Source organism: Bacteroidota bacterium (genome assembly GCA_039821555.1).
Taxonomy (GTDB): domain Bacteria; phylum Bacteroidota; class Rhodothermia; order Rhodothermales; family Rubricoccaceae; genus JBCBEX01.
Genome location: JBCBNX010000018.1, coordinates 28,294 through 43,636 on the forward strand (window position 1 = coordinate 28,294; position 15,343 = coordinate 43,636).

The 15,343-nt window shown below is 68.6% G+C and carries 18 protein-coding genes; 6 read left to right on the forward strand and 12 right to left on the reverse strand.

Annotated features, from left to right (window positions below):
• Positions 1–2 precede the first annotated feature (2 nt).
• Together AAFU51_15665 and AAFU51_15670 are read left to right on the forward strand one after the other, a co-directional pair.
• On the forward strand, positions 3–668 hold the full coding sequence (locus AAFU51_15665) for a Crp/Fnr family transcriptional regulator (protein ID MEO1572694.1): 666 nt from the start codon (positions 3–5) through the stop codon (positions 666–668).
• Between the two features lie 131 nt (positions 669–799).
• The gene (locus tag AAFU51_15670) at positions 800–1,009 is read left to right on the forward strand and encodes a DUF2892 domain-containing protein (protein MEO1572695.1); all 210 of its coding nucleotides are present in this window, start codon (positions 800–802) and stop codon (positions 1,007–1,009) included.
• A gap of 334 nt (positions 1,010–1,343) precedes the next feature.
• Here AAFU51_15670 and AAFU51_15675 read toward each other — a convergent pair whose 3' ends face one another.
• From AAFU51_15675 to AAFU51_15685, 3 genes are all read right to left on the reverse strand, one after another.
• Positions 1,344–2,825: an NAD(P)H-binding protein gene (locus tag AAFU51_15675; GenBank protein ID MEO1572696.1), complete on the reverse strand. Its 1,482-nt coding sequence runs from the start codon at positions 2,823–2,825 to the stop codon at positions 1,344–1,346.
• A 113-nt stretch (positions 2,826–2,938) separates the two neighbouring features.
• Entirely contained in the window at positions 2,939–3,310 is a 372-nt protein-coding gene (locus tag AAFU51_15680) for a hypothetical protein (GenBank protein ID MEO1572697.1), read from the reverse strand.
• Between the two features lie 4 nt (positions 3,311–3,314).
• Positions 3,315–3,524, reverse strand: coding sequence for a hypothetical protein (locus tag AAFU51_15685; GenBank protein ID MEO1572698.1), 210 nt, complete (start codon positions 3,522–3,524; stop codon positions 3,315–3,317).
• 189 nt (positions 3,525–3,713) lie between these two features.
• Here AAFU51_15685 and AAFU51_15690 point away from each other — a divergent pair, with 189 nt between their 5' ends.
• Entirely contained in the window at positions 3,714–4,856 is a 1,143-nt protein-coding gene (locus AAFU51_15690) for a hypothetical protein (protein MEO1572699.1), read from the forward strand.
• Between the two features lies 1 nt (position 4,857).
• Here the strand turns inward: AAFU51_15690 and AAFU51_15695 are convergent, their stop codons facing one another.
• The 5 genes from AAFU51_15695 to AAFU51_15715 form a co-directional block, all read right to left on the reverse strand.
• Positions 4,858–5,874, reverse strand: coding sequence for a DMT family transporter (locus AAFU51_15695; GenBank protein MEO1572700.1), 1,017 nt, complete (start codon positions 5,872–5,874; stop codon positions 4,858–4,860).
• Positions 5,875–6,502: 628 nt separating this feature from the next.
• Positions 6,503–7,654, reverse strand: a complete 1,152-nt coding sequence (locus AAFU51_15700) for a 3-oxoacyl-[acyl-carrier-protein] synthase III C-terminal domain-containing protein (protein MEO1572701.1) — start codon at positions 7,652–7,654, stop codon at positions 6,503–6,505.
• A 119-nt stretch (positions 7,655–7,773) separates the two neighbouring features.
• On the reverse strand, positions 7,774–8,517 hold the full coding sequence (locus AAFU51_15705) for an SDR family NAD(P)-dependent oxidoreductase (GenBank protein ID MEO1572702.1): 744 nt from the start codon (positions 8,515–8,517) through the stop codon (positions 7,774–7,776).
• Between the two features lie 126 nt (positions 8,518–8,643).
• Positions 8,644–9,351: a glycosyltransferase family 2 protein gene (locus AAFU51_15710; GenBank protein ID MEO1572703.1), complete on the reverse strand. Its 708-nt coding sequence runs from the start codon at positions 9,349–9,351 to the stop codon at positions 8,644–8,646.
• A 3-nt stretch (positions 9,352–9,354) separates the two neighbouring features.
• The gene (locus tag AAFU51_15715) at positions 9,355–9,834 is read right to left on the reverse strand and encodes a GNAT family N-acetyltransferase (GenBank protein MEO1572704.1); all 480 of its coding nucleotides are present in this window, start codon (positions 9,832–9,834) and stop codon (positions 9,355–9,357) included.
• Positions 9,835–9,981: 147 nt separating this feature from the next.
• Here AAFU51_15715 and AAFU51_15720 point away from each other — a divergent pair, with 147 nt between their 5' ends.
• Complete coding sequence (locus AAFU51_15720) at positions 9,982–10,989, forward strand: zinc-dependent alcohol dehydrogenase family protein (GenBank protein MEO1572705.1); 1,008 nt, start codon at positions 9,982–9,984, stop codon at positions 10,987–10,989.
• 29 nt (positions 10,990–11,018) lie between these two features.
• Here AAFU51_15720 and AAFU51_15725 read toward each other — a convergent pair whose 3' ends face one another.
• Together AAFU51_15725 and AAFU51_15730 are read right to left on the reverse strand one after the other, a co-directional pair.
• Entirely contained in the window at positions 11,019–11,270 is a 252-nt protein-coding gene (locus AAFU51_15725) for a hypothetical protein (protein MEO1572706.1), read from the reverse strand.
• Between the two features lie 10 nt (positions 11,271–11,280).
• Positions 11,281–11,583 carry a YhbY family RNA-binding protein gene (locus AAFU51_15730; GenBank protein ID MEO1572707.1) on the reverse strand — a complete coding sequence of 101 codons (303 nt, stop codon included), beginning with the start codon at positions 11,581–11,583 and terminating at the stop codon, positions 11,281–11,283.
• 202 nt (positions 11,584–11,785) lie between these two features.
• Between AAFU51_15730 and AAFU51_15735 the strand changes: the two genes are divergently transcribed.
• A complete protein-coding gene (locus AAFU51_15735) occupies positions 11,786–12,175 on the forward strand; it encodes a hypothetical protein (protein MEO1572708.1) in 390 nt (129 codons plus the stop codon).
• A 4-nt stretch (positions 12,176–12,179) separates the two neighbouring features.
• Here the strand turns inward: AAFU51_15735 and AAFU51_15740 are convergent, their stop codons facing one another.
• Positions 12,180–14,060, reverse strand: a complete 1,881-nt coding sequence (locus tag AAFU51_15740) for an alpha-amylase family glycosyl hydrolase (GenBank protein ID MEO1572709.1) — start codon at positions 14,058–14,060, stop codon at positions 12,180–12,182.
• 156 nt (positions 14,061–14,216) lie between these two features.
• Here AAFU51_15740 and AAFU51_15745 point away from each other — a divergent pair, with 156 nt between their 5' ends.
• On the forward strand, positions 14,217–14,678 hold the full coding sequence (locus tag AAFU51_15745) for a RidA family protein (GenBank protein MEO1572710.1): 462 nt from the start codon (positions 14,217–14,219) through the stop codon (positions 14,676–14,678).
• Here the strand turns inward: AAFU51_15745 and AAFU51_15750 are convergent.
• The gene (locus AAFU51_15750; protein ID MEO1572711.1) at positions 14,675–15,319 is read right to left on the reverse strand and encodes an MBL fold metallo-hydrolase; all 645 of its coding nucleotides are present in this window, start codon (positions 15,317–15,319) and stop codon (positions 14,675–14,677) included. The genes AAFU51_15745 and AAFU51_15750 overlap by 4 nt on opposite strands.
• Positions 15,320–15,343 lie beyond the last annotated feature (24 nt).

Genomic DNA, 15,343 nt, shown 5'->3' on the forward strand with positions numbered 1-15,343 from the left:
AGATGGCGGCGCGGATCTCGGAGGTCGTCACGGAGCTGTTTCCTACGCTTGCGACGCCGTCGCTGCGGGCCGAGGTGGATGCCCATGCCCAGACGGTGCGCGTCCCGGCAGGCGGCTTCATCTGCATGGAGGGCGAGGCGTGCCAGATGCTCCCGCTGGTGACCGCGGGGACGGTGCGCGTCTTCGTGCAGAGCGACGAAGGCCGCGAGGTCACGCTCTACCGCATCCGGCCGGGCGAAAGCTGCGTCCTGACGGCCTCGTGCCTCCTCGGCGAGGCGGACTTTCCTGCGTTCGCCGTCGCCGAGACGGACGTCCGCGCCATCGTCGTGCGCCTGTCGGACGTCCGGGCCTGGATGGACACGTCGGAGGCCTGGCGCGGCTTCGTGCTGGGGCTGATCGCCCGCCGCTTCGCCGAGGTCATCGGGCGCATGGAGGACCTGATGTTTCGCCGCCTCGACGCCCGCCTCGCCGACTACCTGCTCGATGCCGCCATCGGCGGCGAGGTCGCGCGCACGCACGAGCAGATTGCCACGGACTTGGGCAGCGCACGAGCCGTCGTGAGCCGCCACCTCAAGACATTGGAGCAGAACGGACTGGTGACGCTCGACCGCAGCCGCGTCACCCTCCGCGACACAACGGGGCTGCGTGCGCTGCTGCAACGGCCCTAGCCGTGTAGGGGAAGGGACGGCATCGTGGCGCGTGACTTCGTCACAGACATGCCCAGGCGGGTGGGCTAGGTTGCGGTGCCGTCGGGCATTGCCCGGCGCATCGTCACCACGCTTACCCGACCCGACCTCCCATGACCAAGAACATGCACACCGTGGACCGCGTCGTCCGCCTCGCCATCGTCGCGCTGATCGCCGTGCTCTATTTCACGGGCCAGATCTCTGGCCTCGCCACGATCCTCCTCGGCATCGTCGCCGCCATCTTCGCCCTGACGAGCTTCGTGGGGATGTGCCCGCTCTACCGCGCACTCGGGATCTCGACGCGCGGCAAGGCCGCTGCCTAGCGCCTCTCCAAAATGCCCACCTGGCTGTGCCTAGGCCTGGCTGTGTCTAGCTGGGCAGACGGCACCGTGCCGCTCACCGGCCCTACCTCATCGCCTGGTTCGCGCGCCTGGGCTGACGCCCGCTCGCCACGGCCCCGCTGTTCAGACCGACCCTCGTCTATGGCGTGTGGACATTGATCGGGTCAGGTGCTCACGAGACGCCGTTTGTGTCGCCGCAAGGCGCGCACCGCTGGGCGCGCGAGGGACGCGATCTCGCAGGATCGGGTGACGAGTGGAACGAAGGGGAGGCCGAACGGAGGCCGTGAGCGCCGATCAGGCCGATTGTCCACACGCCTTAGCGCACGGACAGAGCTAGGTCTTCCACAGCGTGTCCAGCAGACGCCGTCTTGTCTGCGAGGTGCTGCAGGTGATGCCGGAAGCCGCGCATCACGATCACGTGCGCGATAGCCTGCGTGACGTTGTAGATGTACCACGGCAGCCGAGGCGAGAAGTCGTGGATGGCCGCCAAGATGGTCGTCCCGCAGAGCATCTCACGGAACTCCAACCGCCCAGCATACTCCTGCGAATCGAGCGAGAGCAGGCCGCCGGTGACGTAGAAGAGTTGCCGGTCGGGCCAGCTGCGCTCGGTCGAGAAATCGAGTTCGAGCAGCGGCTCGGGGAGCGGGCGGAGGTAGAAGCGGCACACCCGGTCGGCGTCCATCGTCACGCGGAGGACGGGGCGGACGAACGTGGGGAGCCATCGCATGTACTCCTCAGCGACCCAGCGGGCGTTGCGGCCCGGCGGAAGGGGCATGCGCTGCACGGAGCGGACGAGCCGCGCCTCGCGGATCACGCTGTCGTCGCGCTTGCGGAGCGTTTTTCGGGGGTTGTCCCGCATCCGGCCGTCGTCGGTGAGGGCGAGGCGGAGGGCCTCACGATAGGGCGTCGCGCCGTCCATGAGGTGCTGGAGGAGCGGGTTGTCCTGGGCAACGAGGTCGTGGCGGAGACTGTCCACGAGCGGATCGACCAGTTCGCGTGAGGCGCCGCCGAAAAGCGACACCCACAGCTTCGAGAGCTGCGGCGAGAACACGGGCACGTTGAGCATCGCCGTGGTGGCACCGGCGACCTCGGAGGCCGTCGCCATCATGTCCTTGTAGGTCATCACCTCCGGCCCGCCGATGTCGTAGGTCTGGCCGAAGGCGTTGGGGTTGCCGAGGCTCCACTGGAAGGCCCGCAGCACGTCCGCGATGGCGATAGGGTGCGTGAGCGAGCGCGTCCACGCGGGCAGGATCATCGCTGGGAGCCGCCGGACGAGGTTGACGAGGATGCGCAGCGACGATCCGCCCGGCCCGACCACGATGCCTGCGCGGAGCGCCGTCAGCGGCACCGAGCGCGCGCCGAGCGTCTGCTCGACCTCGTAGCGGCTCTGGAGGTGGAGCGAGAGCTCGCCCTCGTGCGGCAGCAGTCCGCCGAGGTAGAGGATCTGTTTGACACCCGCCTTCTCCGCCGCCCGCGCGAAGTTGTCGGCCAGGATGAGGTCCATGTCCTCGAACGAGCCCTGCGTGAGCCGCGACGACGGCAGCATCGAGTGGACGAGGTAGATCGCGTAGTCGACGCCTTCGAGGCCGCGTTCGAGTTGCAGGAGCGAGAAGAGGTCGCACCGGCGCCACTCCGTCAGGTCCGACGGATCGGCGTTGGCAGCGCGCGTGGCCGAGCGGGTCAGCCCTACGAGGTGGGCGTCGTCGCGGAGCGTCTCGCGGAGACACGTGCCGATGAAGCCCGTGGCTCCAGCAATGGCAACGGTGGGCTTGGTCGAGGGTCGAGGGTTGAGGGTCATGGGTCGTTGCTGCTCGGGGGCCAGGACGGTGAGACGCGAAACGGTGGGCCACGCCGTAGCGCTGCCCACCGAGAGAAACCGTGCCGGTGAAGAGGTGCGTCAGCTACCGCGCGTCAGCTACCGCGCAACCACGCCTTGACGAAGCTCCACGGGTAGACCGCCACCCCGTCGGCGACGAGGCGCCCGACGAGGTTGGCCGCGAAGGCTGGGCCGATGCGCGCCACGGGACGCCCCGCCACGCGGATCTCAGCGTTGATGCCGGTCACGTCGAAGGCCGGCGGGAGCCGCTCGAAGAGCGCCGCGCCGCCGGACCCCTGCAGCGTCCGCGCGATGCGGAGCGCAGCCGGTGCGTCGGCGACGTCCACGAGCACCTTCTCAGGCGTCGATCGCACCGTGACGGCGTCCCCGGCCAGGTCGAGGTCGAGGTCGGCGTAGACGCTGACGGGACGGCGCTGCCGAGAGCGAGACTTCCGCAGGTCAGGCATGGGATCAACCGTCGGAGGCGGTATCCTGCGTCCGGATCTTGATGGTGCCGTTCATCTTCCAGTGGGCGTGCGTGACGTTGTCGCCGGTGCCGCTGGGGACGTGGACCTCCATGTTCTCGAACTCGTACGTGATCTCGGCGCCGCGCCCGGTGAGCTTGTCGTAGAGGCCGATGGCCAACTCGGGCCAGGTTTCGGTGTGCTTGTCAGCTGCCATGATGTAAAGGGGCTGGGTCGTGAGAAGGGCTGAGGGATATGGAGGCCCAGTGAAGACCTCGGCCATGTTGGATGGAGCCGGGCTGCGAGATGTTCCAGGCGCGCCTGGGCTACCGCGCCGGGGAAACCCGCACCGCTTCGGGCGTTTGCAGACGCTGCTCTCCCATTCGGACCTCTGACCTTGCTCTTGATGCGCCCCCTGCTTTCGTTCCTCGCCGCCCTACTCCTGCTCGCGGCCTGCGCCCCGCCGTCCGCGGACGCGCCTGCTTCCGCCACGGCCGACTACGACCCCGCCGCCGATTCGCTCCGCTTCGAGGGCGAGACGCACCTCCGCAACATCCGCCAGCTCACCTTCGGCGGCAACAACGCCGAGGCCTACTGGAGCTTCGACGGCACGCAGCTCGTCTTCCAGAGCGACTGGGACGCCATCAACCCGCAGGGCTGCGACCAGATCTTCGTCATGAACGCCGACGGTTCCGCCCTCGGCGACTCAACGCAGTACGCCGACGTCTCGACCATGCGCGGGCGAACGACGTGTGCCTACTTCCTCGCCGACGGGCGCGTCGTCTACGCGTCCACGCACGCCGCCAGCCCCGCCTGCCCCGAGGCCATACCGTTCGTCGGTGGGCGCTACGTCTGGCCGATCCACGACAGCTACGATATCTACATCACCGATCCGTCCAATCCCGACAGCGACCCGGAGGTGCTCATCGGCGGCGAGGGCTACGACGCCGAGGCCACCGTCAGCCCCGACGGCCGCTACATCGTCTACACCACGGACCGCACCGGCGACCTCGAGCTCTGGCGCTATGACCTGGAAACCGAGGAAGACCTCCAGCTGACCAGCGGCCTCGGCTACGACGGCGGTGCGTTCTTCTCACCCGACGGCACCAAGCTCGTGTGGCGGTCGAGTCGCCCGGCCGAAGGCGAGGAGGCCAACATGTACCGTGAACTGCTAGGCCGCGGCCTCGTCCAGCCCACCAACATGGACATCTACATCGCCGACATGGACGGGTCCGACGCGCGCAAGATCACGTCGCTGCCCGGCGCGCAATGGGCGCCCTACTTCCACCCGGACAACGAGCGCGTTCTCTTTTCGAGCAACCACCACACGCAGGACCAAGGCGGGCGGGGGTTTGCCATCTTCATGATCGACCCGGACCAGGGCGAGTCGAGCATCCAGCAGATCACCCACTCCGGCACGTTCGACGCCTTCCCGATGTTTAGCCCGGACGGCACGCAGCTGGTCTTCTCGTCGAACCGCCGGGTAGACCGCGAGCCCAGCCGCGACACCAACGTGTTCGTCGCCGACTGGGTCGAAGAGGACGCCTAGGCTAGCCTTCCCCCACGGCTGCTTCCACAGGCTCCGGCCGCCGCGTCATCCGGGCGCGGCGCAGCAGCAGCAGCCCGCCGATGATGAGCGCGCCGCCGAGGAGTTGGTAGACCGTGATGGCTTCGTCGAGCAGCCACGCGCCCGCGCCGATGGCGACGAACGGGACGAGGTTGCCGTAGGCCGTCGCGTAGGCGGCCCCCACCTGGCGCACGGCCACGTTCCACAGGCCGTAGGCTACGCCGATGGAGAGTGCGCCGGAGAAGACGAGGCTCGCCCATACATCAGGCCCGAGCGCGGCCCAGTCCGCCGGGCCGGGCCCGAAGCGGTGGAAGGCATACATCCCCGGCAGCGCCACCACGACGGCGTAGAACGCCAGCCCGTTCGGTGACGCCCCGCGCGCCATGAACGGCTTCGAAAGGACCGTGTAGAGCCCCCAGAAAAGCGCCGCCGCGAGCATGAGCAGGTTGCCGAGCAGCGTGTCGGCACCGAGGTCAAGCGTCGTGCCACCTGCGAGGATCACCACCACCGTGCCCGCGAGGCTGACCCCGAGGCCAAGCCACGCGCGCGCGCTCAAACGCTCTTGGCCGCCCACGCGCGCCATCAGCGCCGTCCACACGGGCGTCGAGGCCATGATGAGCGCCGCGCTGCCGGCCGCCGTGAGGTTGACGCCGAGGATAAAGCACGTCTGGTAGAAGATGTTGCCCGTGATCCCCAGCGTAACGACGGCGCGTAGATGGTCGCGGAGCGGCGCCACGAACGCCTCCCGAACCCCGCGCCCGTGACGCCCTGTCCCATAGTGATGGCCTTCCCAGGCAAGCATCCCGGCGAGCGTCGCGCCCGCGATCAGGAAGCGTGCGATGTTGACCGTGAACGGGTGCAACGCTGCCAGCGCCACCTTGATGACGGCGAAGTTGAGTCCCCAGATGAGGATGATGACGAGGAGCAGCGCGTCGGTGCGCCAGGAGCGGTCGGCCACGAGACAGGCGGTGGAGAGGTGCAGGCGGTCGAACGTATGCACGCCGTCCCCACCAAGATGCCGCCCCGCGAAACGTTCACACGGCCATGGTTGGCGAGCCACAATCCGGAGGCCCGCTCGCACTTGGCATCGTCTCAAGGGACGACGGCCCACCAGCACAACCTCGGCCTCCGATTCGTGTCATCCCGGACGTGATCCAGAGCCGAAGGCCGACGAAAGTCATTCCATTCGGTGTTCCGAGCTGGTCGCTGACGCCGCATGGATGCCCGATCAGGCCGGGCATGACTTACGGTACCGTGAAGAGATAAATCAGAATCTGCTGTTGCGTGGCCTCGTCGCAGAGAGCGAGAGCGGCTTCCATCGCCCAACGTGTGTCTGAGTAGAGCCGGTCATTTCGACCTGAGCAGATGCGATCCAGACCTACCTGAATCTGGCCCAGAGTATCGTGCACCAGGACGGGGTCACGTGGGATGAGAGAGGGCCCATGGCTGGCGTCATCGAGATAATCCAGCGTCCACTCATCCAGGACGGCATGATGAGACTCGCTGAGCGGAGACTCAAGCCCGTACGACGCTACCCGCTCGAGGAGATCCTTCTGGCTCCGGTCAAAGAAAAGCTGCGCGCGCCTCGGTTTCTTGGACGTCGAGATAGCATAGTGGTAGCCCATCGCTCACCACCGCAGCAGCGCGAGGTCGGCGGCGAAGGCGGGGCCCATGGCGAGGAGGACGCCCGTGTCGCCCGCATCGTGGTCGCACTGACGCAGCACGCGGTCGAGGATCAGCAGCACCGACACCGACGAGACGTTGCCCACGCGGCGGAGCACGTCGCGGCTCATCGCGAGCGCCGCGTCGTCCAGACCAAGGCCGCTCTCGATCGCGCCGATGACCTTGGGGCCGCCGGGGTGGCAGAGCCAGCGGTCCACGTCGGCCAGGGTGAGGTCGTGCTCGGCGAGGAGCGCGGAGACGTGCGGCGGGACGGCCGCCTCGGCCACGTCGGGTACCTCGGCGGAGAGGACGATCCGCATGCCCATCTCGGTCACGTCCCAGCCCATCGTGCGCTCGCTCTCGGGGAAGAACACCGAGCGCGTGGCGAGCACCTGCGGACCCCGTGCTTCAGGCCGTGGCGTCGCTACGGGAGCTGACCCGTCGCCCTCGGGCTGTTCGAGGTCGATTTGCGTTGGCAGGCCTGCGACCGTGTTTTTGCCCGCTAGGGGATGCTCGTCGCCGACCATCAGCACAGCGGCGGACGCATCGCCGAAGAGGCCACACGCGATCAGGTTGGCGACTGTCGTGTCCTGCTTCTGAATCGTGAGCGAGCAAAACTCCTGGCAGAGCAGCACCGCGGCCTCGGTGGGGTGTCCTTGCAAGTAGTCGGCCACGCGGGCGAGCCCGGCGGCTCCGGCAGCGCAGCCGAGCCCATAGACCGGCACGCGCTTGAGGTCGGATCGAAACGGCACGCGGTTCATGATCCGCGCGTCGATCGTCGGGACGGCGATGCCAGTCGTGCAGGCCGAGAGCAGCATCGACACCTCGCTGGCATGGATGTTTGCTTGCTCGAATAAGCGGGTGAGCACCTGCGCGCCGAGTTCAACGCCTATCTCGGCGTAGGCGGCGTTGGCGTCCTTCCAGCCGCTCATCGTATGGTAGTCGGCCTTCGGGACGGCGATGTAGCGGCCTTCGACGGTCGTGTTGGCGTGCAGCCGCGCGACGCGGTTGAGATTGATCCCGGTGCCAGCCCAGATGTCCTGGAGGTCGGCGAGGATCGAGTCCTGCGGGTAGTAGTGCGGCGGGAAGCCCGTGGCGGTGGCGGCGATGTACGGCATGGCGGTGGATCGGTGAAGTGGTGGTAGGCAGAATGCCGAAACGCCCAGCGGGGTCCAGGTTTATGCACGCGTTTCTTGCAGGGGGGCTCTTTCCCCCTTCCCATCCATCCACGCGCGGGTCATCCGGCCGTGAGGCCGCCGTCCAGGGCGAGCGCGTGGCCGGTGACGTAGGCCGCCGCGTCCGAGGCGAGGTAGGCAATGGCCGCAGCGATCTCGTCGGGGTGACCGAGGCGGCGCGCGGGGATCCGCTTGGTGAGTTGGTCGAGCGTCTGCCCCATCTTCTGGAGCCCGTCGTCCACCATCGGCGTGTCGGTGAAGCCGGGACAAACGGCGTTGACGCGCACGCCTGTTCGGGCCACCTCCAGCGCGGCCGTCCGCGTTAGGCCGACGACTGCATGCTTGCTCGCGCTGTAGGGCGCATGGAACGGAAAACCGCTGAGCCCCGCCGCGCTCGCCACGTTGACGATGCTTCCGCGCCCAGCCTCCACCATCGGCCCGAGCGTAGCCTGCATGCCGTGCACCACGCCCAGCACGTTGACCTCGAACACCCGCTGGAAGTCGGCGGGGGCGATGGCGGCGAACGGGAGCACCGGGCCCTCAATCCCCGCGTTGTGGACGGCCACATCGAGACGCCTGTGCGCGGCGAGGATCTGCGCGACGAGCGCTCGGCAGGCGTCGGCGTCCGTCACATCGCTAGCCACGAACGTCGCGGTGCCGCCGGTGGCTTCAATCCGCGCGACGGTCTCAGCACCCCCTGTCTCGTCGAGGTCGGTCACGAACACCGCGAAGCCGTCGGTGGCGAGGCGGAGGGCGGTCGCCCGGCCGATGCCGGAGGCCGCGCCGGTGACGTAGGCGGTGCGCATGAGTTCGGGTCGAGGGTCGAGGGTCGAGGGTCGAGGGTCAAAAAGGTGCTGAAGCGAACGTCCAGCGTCAAGCCAGATCGCTGCATCGTCGGCGCTGCGGTTGTCGGAACTCTAGCTCGTCGGAACTCAGCGGACGGCGTATTTGCCGATGGTGGCGAGGATCTTGTACGACGCGCCGACGGTGCCGCGCACGGTGCCGGTGATCTTCGAGATGCCGATGCGACGGCGGTAGCTGACGGGCACCTCGGTGCAGCGCAGGCCCTGCCGCAGCGCCTTGATCTGCATCTCGACGGTCCAGCCGTAGGTCGTGTCCTCCATCCCGAGCGCATCGAGGGCCTCGCGGCGGATGGCGCGGAACGGGCCGAGGTCGGTGAAGCGCCCGCCCCAGATCACACGCATCAGCCCGCACGCGAGCCGGTTGCCGAATACGGCCTGCGGTAGCATCGCGCCGGGCTCCACCATGTCGCGCTTCCGCCCGGCCATCCGCGAGCCGATCACGAGGTCGGCCTCGTCTCGCTCGATGGGCGCGAGCAACTGCGGGAGTTCGTCAGGATGGTCGGAGTAGTCGCCGTCGAGGAAGACGATTACGTCGGGCTTCTGCGCGTCGGGCAGCGCCGCGACATAGGCGAGACCGCGCAGGCAAGCCGAGCCGTAGCCGCGCCGGTCCTCGCGCACGACGGTCGCGCCCGCAGCCTTCGCATTCGCCTCCGTCTCGTCGGTCGAGGCGTTGTTGATGACCACCACCTCGTCCACGCGGTCGGCGGGCAGGTCGCCGATCACCTTGCCGATGGAGCGCGCCTCGTTGAAGGCAGGAATGAGGACAATCGTACGCATGCGTCAGTCCTGGGCCAACGTTGTGAGGGCCTCGCCGGTGAGGCGCATCGTGGTCCAGTCGGTCATCCGCTTCGCGCCGAGGCGGTCGTAGAAGTCGAGCGCGAGCCGGTTCCAGCCGAGCACCTGCCACTCCAGACGGTGCGCGCCACGGACGACGGCGTCCTGCGCAACAGTCTGGAGCAGAGCGAAGCCGTAGCCGTGTCCGCGCGCCTCGGGACGGACGTAGAGGTCTTCGAGGTAGAGCCCCCAGTTGCCGCGGAAGGTCGAGTAGATGGCGAAATAGATCGCAAAGCCGACAGCCTGTCCCTCCTCGTCCTCGGCGAGCAGGGCATAGAGCGGCGGCGAGGCATCCGGGGCGAGCTTCGCGCGCAGATCGTCCATGGCGGCGACGACCTCGTGGCGCAGCTTCTCGTAGTCGGCGAGCGCACAGACGAGGCCGTGCAGCGTATCGGCGTCAGCAGCCGTGGCGCGACGGATGGGCATAGGGCGAGGGTGGACGTGTGTGGGTGTGGTGGAGGATATCGAACCTAGACATGACGACGTTGTCAAGCGGAGGCACGCAGCACGAGCTTGCTTACATACACGGTCTCCTTGGAGGACTGAATCCCTGAAAAACTGGACCTCTCGCCCATGCGCGCGCTCCGCTTCCACACGACCGGCCGTCCCGCCGACGTGCTGCACCTCGACACGCTTCCTGATCCGGAGCCTGGCCCCGGCGCGGTGCGCGTCCGGCTCACGCATCGCCCCATCAACCCCGCCGACCTCCTCGCAGTGCGGGGCCGCTACGGCACCGCGCCCCACCTCCCTGCCGTGGCGGGCCACGAGGGGCTCGGCACCGTAGACCGACTCGGTGCCGGGGTGCCGCAGGAAGCCCTCGGCCAGCGCGTCGTGCCGCTCGGTGCCGGGCCAACGTGGCAGACGCACCTCGTCGCGCATCCCAGCGACCTGCTCGCTGTCCCCGACGGTATCCCCGACGAGGCGGCCGCGCAGCTCTTCGTCAACCCGTTGACGGCGTGGCTGCTGGTCGAACACATCGGGCGGCAGCAGCACGGTGCCTTGCCTGAGGGCGCGTGGCTCGTGCAGTCAGCGGGCGCGACGACGGTGGGACGACTGGTCGTTCAGCTCGCGCGACTTGCCGGAGCGCGTAGCGTCAGCCTCGTCCGCCGCGACTCCGACGTGGCGTTGCTCGAAGCCCTGGGCGCGGACGCGGTCCTCGTCGTCCCGGACGGCTTCGACGCGCGAGCCGTACGTGGGCAGATCCGTGCCGTCACGGGCGGGGCGGCGGTTCGCCTCGGCATCGACGCGGTGGGCGGAGCAACGGGGGCACTCGTGGCGTCGGCGCTGGGCGAGGGCGGCGTGCTGCTGTCCTACGGCGTCCTGAGCGGCCAGCCGCTCCCGCTCGACATCGGACGCGTGATCTTTCGGGGGCTCACCGTGCAGGGCGTCTGGCGCACGCGCTGGTTCGAGACGGCCCCGCCAGCCGTCAGCCGCGCCGTGCTCGTTCACCTCGCCGACCTCATCGCCCGGGGCGTGCTGACGCTTCCTGTGGCTGGCACCTACGATCTCGCCGAGGTCGACGCGGCGCTCGCCCACCAAGCCCACCCAGGGCGACGTGGCAAGGTGCTGCTGACGGGCTGACGTGTCGTCCGCGCGCCGTCGTGAGCACGCTATCGCCAGTGCCCTTTGCCGGTCGGCGATGCCGGATACTCGCGCGTGTCGGGCCGCCCGGACTCGCCCGTGCGTTCGCACTCGGCGTAGTACGCGGCAAGGCGCTCCTCGTAGGTGTCCATCGGAACGCAGACGCCGTTGGGAAGGCGGCACCAGTACTGCCCACCGTAGGCCGGGTCGAGCCGGTGGTTGTGGAAGTGCCGGAGGGCGGGCGTGACGCCGAGAAACGAGGCGTGGCCGGAGCGCGACATGACGAGGGGGCTACTTCGGAAGGCGGATCGTCGGGTGGTCCGGGTCGGCGCGGTAGAGTACAGCCGTGTGGCCAACGACCTGGACGACGTGCACGGCCTCCATCTGCTCGGCGATGGCGTGGGCCGTGCCGCGTGCCGTGTCCGGCGCGGCGTCGAGGACGCGCAGCTTGAGCAGTTCGCGCGTGCGGAAGGCGTCGGCGCAGGCGTGGATGGTGGCTGCCGAGACGCCCTCCTTCCCAACGTGCAGAATCGGGCGGAGCGGGTGCGCAAGGCCGCGCAGGTGCGCGCGCTGCTTCGACGTGAGGGACGACATGGCTGTGGAAGGCGTGAACGAGCGAGAGCAGTGCTACAGAGTACGAGCCCTCTGCCGCGTCGGTGGCACGCGCCGCGCGAACGCCGTGCGAATACGCGGCCGACTCCCAGGCACTAGCAGTGTGACGGCAACCTTTTCGGGCCGCTTCGTAGTCCGGGACACCCCTCGTCGCTGCTCTGTCACTACCCGCCCGTGCCTCCTTATGAATCTCCTCGCCGCCCTCGCTGGGGGCCTCACGCTGCTCGCCTTCGGAGCGCATGCCTTCGTCGGCGCCAACGAGTTTCGCTACTTCGCGCCGACCGTCTCCTCGGGGCCGCCGCGCACGAAGTGGCTCCAGGCGCTCGCGGGCTGGCACTGGGTGTCGGTCGACCTGCTCGCGGCCACGGTGCTCTTCTTCGTCGTGGCGTTCACGGACCTCGTCCCACATGAGCCGACGGCGCTGCTGCTGCTCGCGGGCTACTTTGTCCTGGTCGGCGTGACGTGGCTCGTCACGCTGGTGGTCTCCGGGCGCGGCGTGAAGCGACGCTACCTCGTGCTCGGGCAGTGGCTCTTCTGCTTCGTCGTCGCCGGACTCGCAGTGGCGGCGGCCTGAACACTCACCTCGGCGCTCCAGCCAGCAGCCGCTGGACACCGCGCTTGAGTAGGTGCCAGAGCACACCCAGGACGCGACGGCGCGGGGCATCGCGGCGCGGAGCCGTACCGCAGGTGTAGACGAGCACCGTGTAGGGGCCGATGCTCACACGGGCGCGGTGGCCGTGCAGGTCGTAGGCTGGGTGCCCACCGAAGGCGCGGTCGTAGCCGCGCCCGTCGCTGTTGAAGCGCAGGTGCCAGTGCGCGTCGTGTGGGAGGCGGAGGGGGTAGACGTAGTGCGCGCGGTGGCTGAGGTTGACGACCACGAACACGCTGTCGTTCGGGCCGCCCGCGTCGCGGCGCTGGTAGGCGAGCAGCTTCGCGTGGTGGTCGACGTGGATCAGATCGAGGTGCTGGCTCTTGAGGCCGGTCGCGGTGCCATCGAAATCGCGGCGGAGCGCGATGAGGTCGCGGTGGAGTTGCACGAGGCCGTCGTGGCGCTTGGCTTTCTTCCAGTCGAGTGGGACGGTGTCTTGGAAGTAGCCGTCGTCGAGGAGCGCTTGCCCCTGGAAGAGCATCGGGATGCCGGGCGCGGTGAGGGCGAGCGCCGCCCCGAGCGTGGCGCGCTTCTTCGAGGCCCAGCTGTCGGCGCGGCCGGGGAAGATCTCCTCAGCGATGCGCGCCTTGCCGTTGGCCACCTCGTCGTGCGACTCCGTGTAGACGACCCGCGCGAAGGCGTCGGAGCCGTAGCGGTGCTGCAGCGCCGCCGCCACACGTCCGAGGTCACGCGCGCCGTCGTCGGGTGTGATGAGCGCGCCGCGGATGGGGTGCACGAACTGCGCGTCCCACTGTGACCCAAAACCTGCCCCGCCCTGCTCCACGGGTTGGGTGATCGCATGGTTGGTGTGCAGGTCCTCGGCGATCGCGATGCGGCCGGGGAAGCGCTCGCGCACGAGCGTGGTGAGGCGCTGCAAGAATTGCCACCCCGCCTCGATGCGGTCGCCGCCGCCGTCGACGGTGTAGACGTACGGCGTCATGTCCACGCGCAGGCCGTCGACGTGGTACTCCTCCAGCCACATCGCTGCGTTGTCGAGAAGGAACTGCTGCACCTCGGGGCGCCCATAGTCGGGCCGCGTGTCGCCCCAGGGCGTTTTTCGGCGATGGTCGTTGTAGAAGTAGATGCCGCCCTGGCCGTGCTCGCTCCAGCCGTCGAACTGCCAGAGGCCGAGGTCGGACGGGCCGAAGTGGTTGTAGACCACATCGAGAATCACCGCGATGCCGTGGCGGTGGGCCTCCTTGACGAACGCCTTGAACGCGTCCGGGCCGCCGTAGCTGCTCTCGACGGCGAACGGCGCGGCAGGGTTGTAGCCCCACGACACATCGCCCCCGAACTCGGCAAGCGGCATCACCTCGACGGCGTTGACGCCGAGGTCGCGGAGGTAGCCGAGGCGCCGGGCAGCGGCGTGGAGGTCGCCGGGCCGCCCGTCCTTGAATCCGGCGAAGGTGCCAACGTGAAGTTCGTAGATCACGAGGTCGTTCCACGGCGGGCAGTGGGCTGAGTCGCCCTCCCAGTCGAACGCAGCGGGGTCGTAGACGACGCTGTGGCTCGCCGAGTTGACCATCTGCCGCGCGTAGGGGTCGGGGCGGCGAAACACGTCGTCGCTGACCGCCTCATTGCGGAGCGCGAAGAGGTAGCCGTCGCCCACCTTCGCGCCGCGCACGGTGCCCGACCACGTGCCATCGTCGTACCGGTCGAGCCGATGCGCCTGGTCGTCCCAGCCGTTGAAGCTCCCGACGACGGAGACGGCATCGGCGTGCGGCGCCCACACGCGGAAGCTGATGCCGCGCTCGGTGAGGGTCGCGCCAAACGGGAGCATGCCCTCAGCCTGGGACTTCTGTAACGACATCGACGGTGTGCACGTGAGCGAATCGGCGCAGGGGTGGCGTGACGCTGACCCAAACACCCCAGTCTTTGTGGAGGCCGCACCTTTAGCTTGACAAGTTCCGTGTAAGCAAGCCACACGTCTACACTCGGCTCTACCTTCGCTCAGCTTTCTCCGACCATGCGCGTTGTCCTCAGCTCCATCCTGTGCCTCGTTCTTGTGGGCTGTACGTCGACGGCTCCGCCCGCAGTCACCCATGTCACGCCGGCGCCCATGCAGGAGGTGTCGACGGCGTTGCAGTTCTCGCAGGCCGTACGCGTTGGCGACATGGTGTGGGTGTCGGGACAAGTCGGTTTCGGTGCCGACGGCGTCCCGGAGAGCGCCGACGACCAAGCGCGGGTTGCGTTCGAGAACCTCGCCTTCGTCCTGGCCGAAGCCGGAGCCTCGCTCGACGACGTGGTGGAACTGACGACCTACCACGTCTCGATGGACGATTTTGGCGCGTTCATGGCCGTCAAGTCCGCGTTCATCACCGAGCCCTTCCCAGCGTGGACCGCCGTCGAGGTCGCTGCCCTCGCTGAGCCGAACCTGCTCGTAGAGATCAAAGCGACGGCAGTCGTTGGCAGCGGGTCGACGCGCTAGCCGACGAGGAACGGGTTCGCACGTCGCTCGCGCCCGATGGTGGTCGCAGGACCGTGGCCGCAGTAGACGACCGTCTCGTCAGGGAGCGGCATCAGCTTCGTCTCGATGGAGCGGAGCAGCGTCGGGAGATCGCCCTGCCAGAGATCTGTCCGCCCAATGGAGCCGCTGAAGAGCACGTCGCCCGCGATCACGAAGCCGCTCGCCTCGTCGTAGAAACAGATTGAGCCGGGCGAGTGGCCCGGGGCGAGGAGCACCTGCCACGTCGCGTCGCCGAAGGTGACGGTGTCGCCCTCGCGGAGCCAGCCCGTCGGGTCGGGCGGCGGATCGATGGGGAACTGGAACAGCGCGGCCTGCTGCTCGGCGTGGCGCAGCAGCGGCGCGTCGTCGGGGTGCATCTGCCAGCCGAGGCCGAAGTGGTCGGCGAAGAACGCGCAGCTGACGATGTGGTCGAGGTGGGCGTGCGTGAGCAGCAGGTGCCGCACCGCGAGATTGTGCTCGGCGATGTAGTTCAGCACGAGGTTGCGCTCGCGCGCGTCGGCGCAGCCAGGATCGAGGAGGACGGCCTCGCCCCGGCTGTGGCAGACGTAGCAGTTCTCGGCGAACGGCCCGGCGACGGTGAAGCTCTGGACGACGGTGGACATGGCAGGCGGGGCGAGGGAAACAGG

Bases quoted from the DNA above. Each gene is read 5' to 3' on its own strand.
- AAFU51_15675 (MEO1572696.1), bottom strand. From the start codon at position 2,825: ATGACCCTCAACCCTCGACCCTCGACCAAGCCCACCGTTGCCATTGCT.
- AAFU51_15730 (MEO1572707.1), bottom strand. From the start codon at position 11,583: ATGTCGTCCCTCACGTCGAAGCAGCGCGCGCACCTGCGCGGCCTTGCG.
- AAFU51_15710 (MEO1572703.1), bottom strand. From the start codon at position 9,351: ATGCGTACGATTGTCCTCATTCCTGCCTTCAACGAGGCGCGCTCCATC.
- AAFU51_15720 (MEO1572705.1), top strand. From the start codon at position 9,982: ATGCGCGCGCTCCGCTTCCACACGACCGGCCGTCCCGCCGACGTGCTG.
- AAFU51_15700 (MEO1572701.1), bottom strand. From the start codon at position 7,654: ATGCCGTACATCGCCGCCACCGCCACGGGCTTCCCGCCGCACTACTAC.
- AAFU51_15740 (MEO1572709.1), bottom strand. From the start codon at position 14,060: ATGTCGTTACAGAAGTCCCAGGCTGAGGGCATGCTCCCGTTTGGCGCG.
- AAFU51_15715 (MEO1572704.1), bottom strand. From the start codon at position 9,834: ATGCCCATCCGTCGCGCCACGGCTGCTGACGCCGATACGCTGCACGGC.
- AAFU51_15690 (MEO1572699.1), top strand. From the start codon at position 3,714: ATGCGCCCCCTGCTTTCGTTCCTCGCCGCCCTACTCCTGCTCGCGGCC.
- AAFU51_15725 (MEO1572706.1), bottom strand. From the start codon at position 11,270: ATGTCGCGCTCCGGCCACGCCTCGTTTCTCGGCGTCACGCCCGCCCTC.
- AAFU51_15685 (MEO1572698.1), bottom strand. From the start codon at position 3,524: ATGGCAGCTGACAAGCACACCGAAACCTGGCCCGAGTTGGCCATCGGC.
- AAFU51_15745 (MEO1572710.1), top strand. From the start codon at position 14,217: ATGCGCGTTGTCCTCAGCTCCATCCTGTGCCTCGTTCTTGTGGGCTGT.
- AAFU51_15705 (MEO1572702.1), bottom strand. From the start codon at position 8,517: ATGCGCACCGCCTACGTCACCGGCGCGGCCTCCGGCATCGGCCGGGCG.
- AAFU51_15670 (MEO1572695.1), top strand. From the start codon at position 800: ATGACCAAGAACATGCACACCGTGGACCGCGTCGTCCGCCTCGCCATC.
- AAFU51_15680 (MEO1572697.1), bottom strand. From the start codon at position 3,310: ATGCCTGACCTGCGGAAGTCTCGCTCTCGGCAGCGCCGTCCCGTCAGC.
- AAFU51_15665 (MEO1572694.1), top strand. From the start codon at position 3: ATGGCGGCGCGGATCTCGGAGGTCGTCACGGAGCTGTTTCCTACGCTT.
- AAFU51_15735 (MEO1572708.1), top strand. From the start codon at position 11,786: ATGAATCTCCTCGCCGCCCTCGCTGGGGGCCTCACGCTGCTCGCCTTC.
- AAFU51_15750 (MEO1572711.1), bottom strand. From the start codon at position 15,319: ATGTCCACCGTCGTCCAGAGCTTCACCGTCGCCGGGCCGTTCGCCGAG.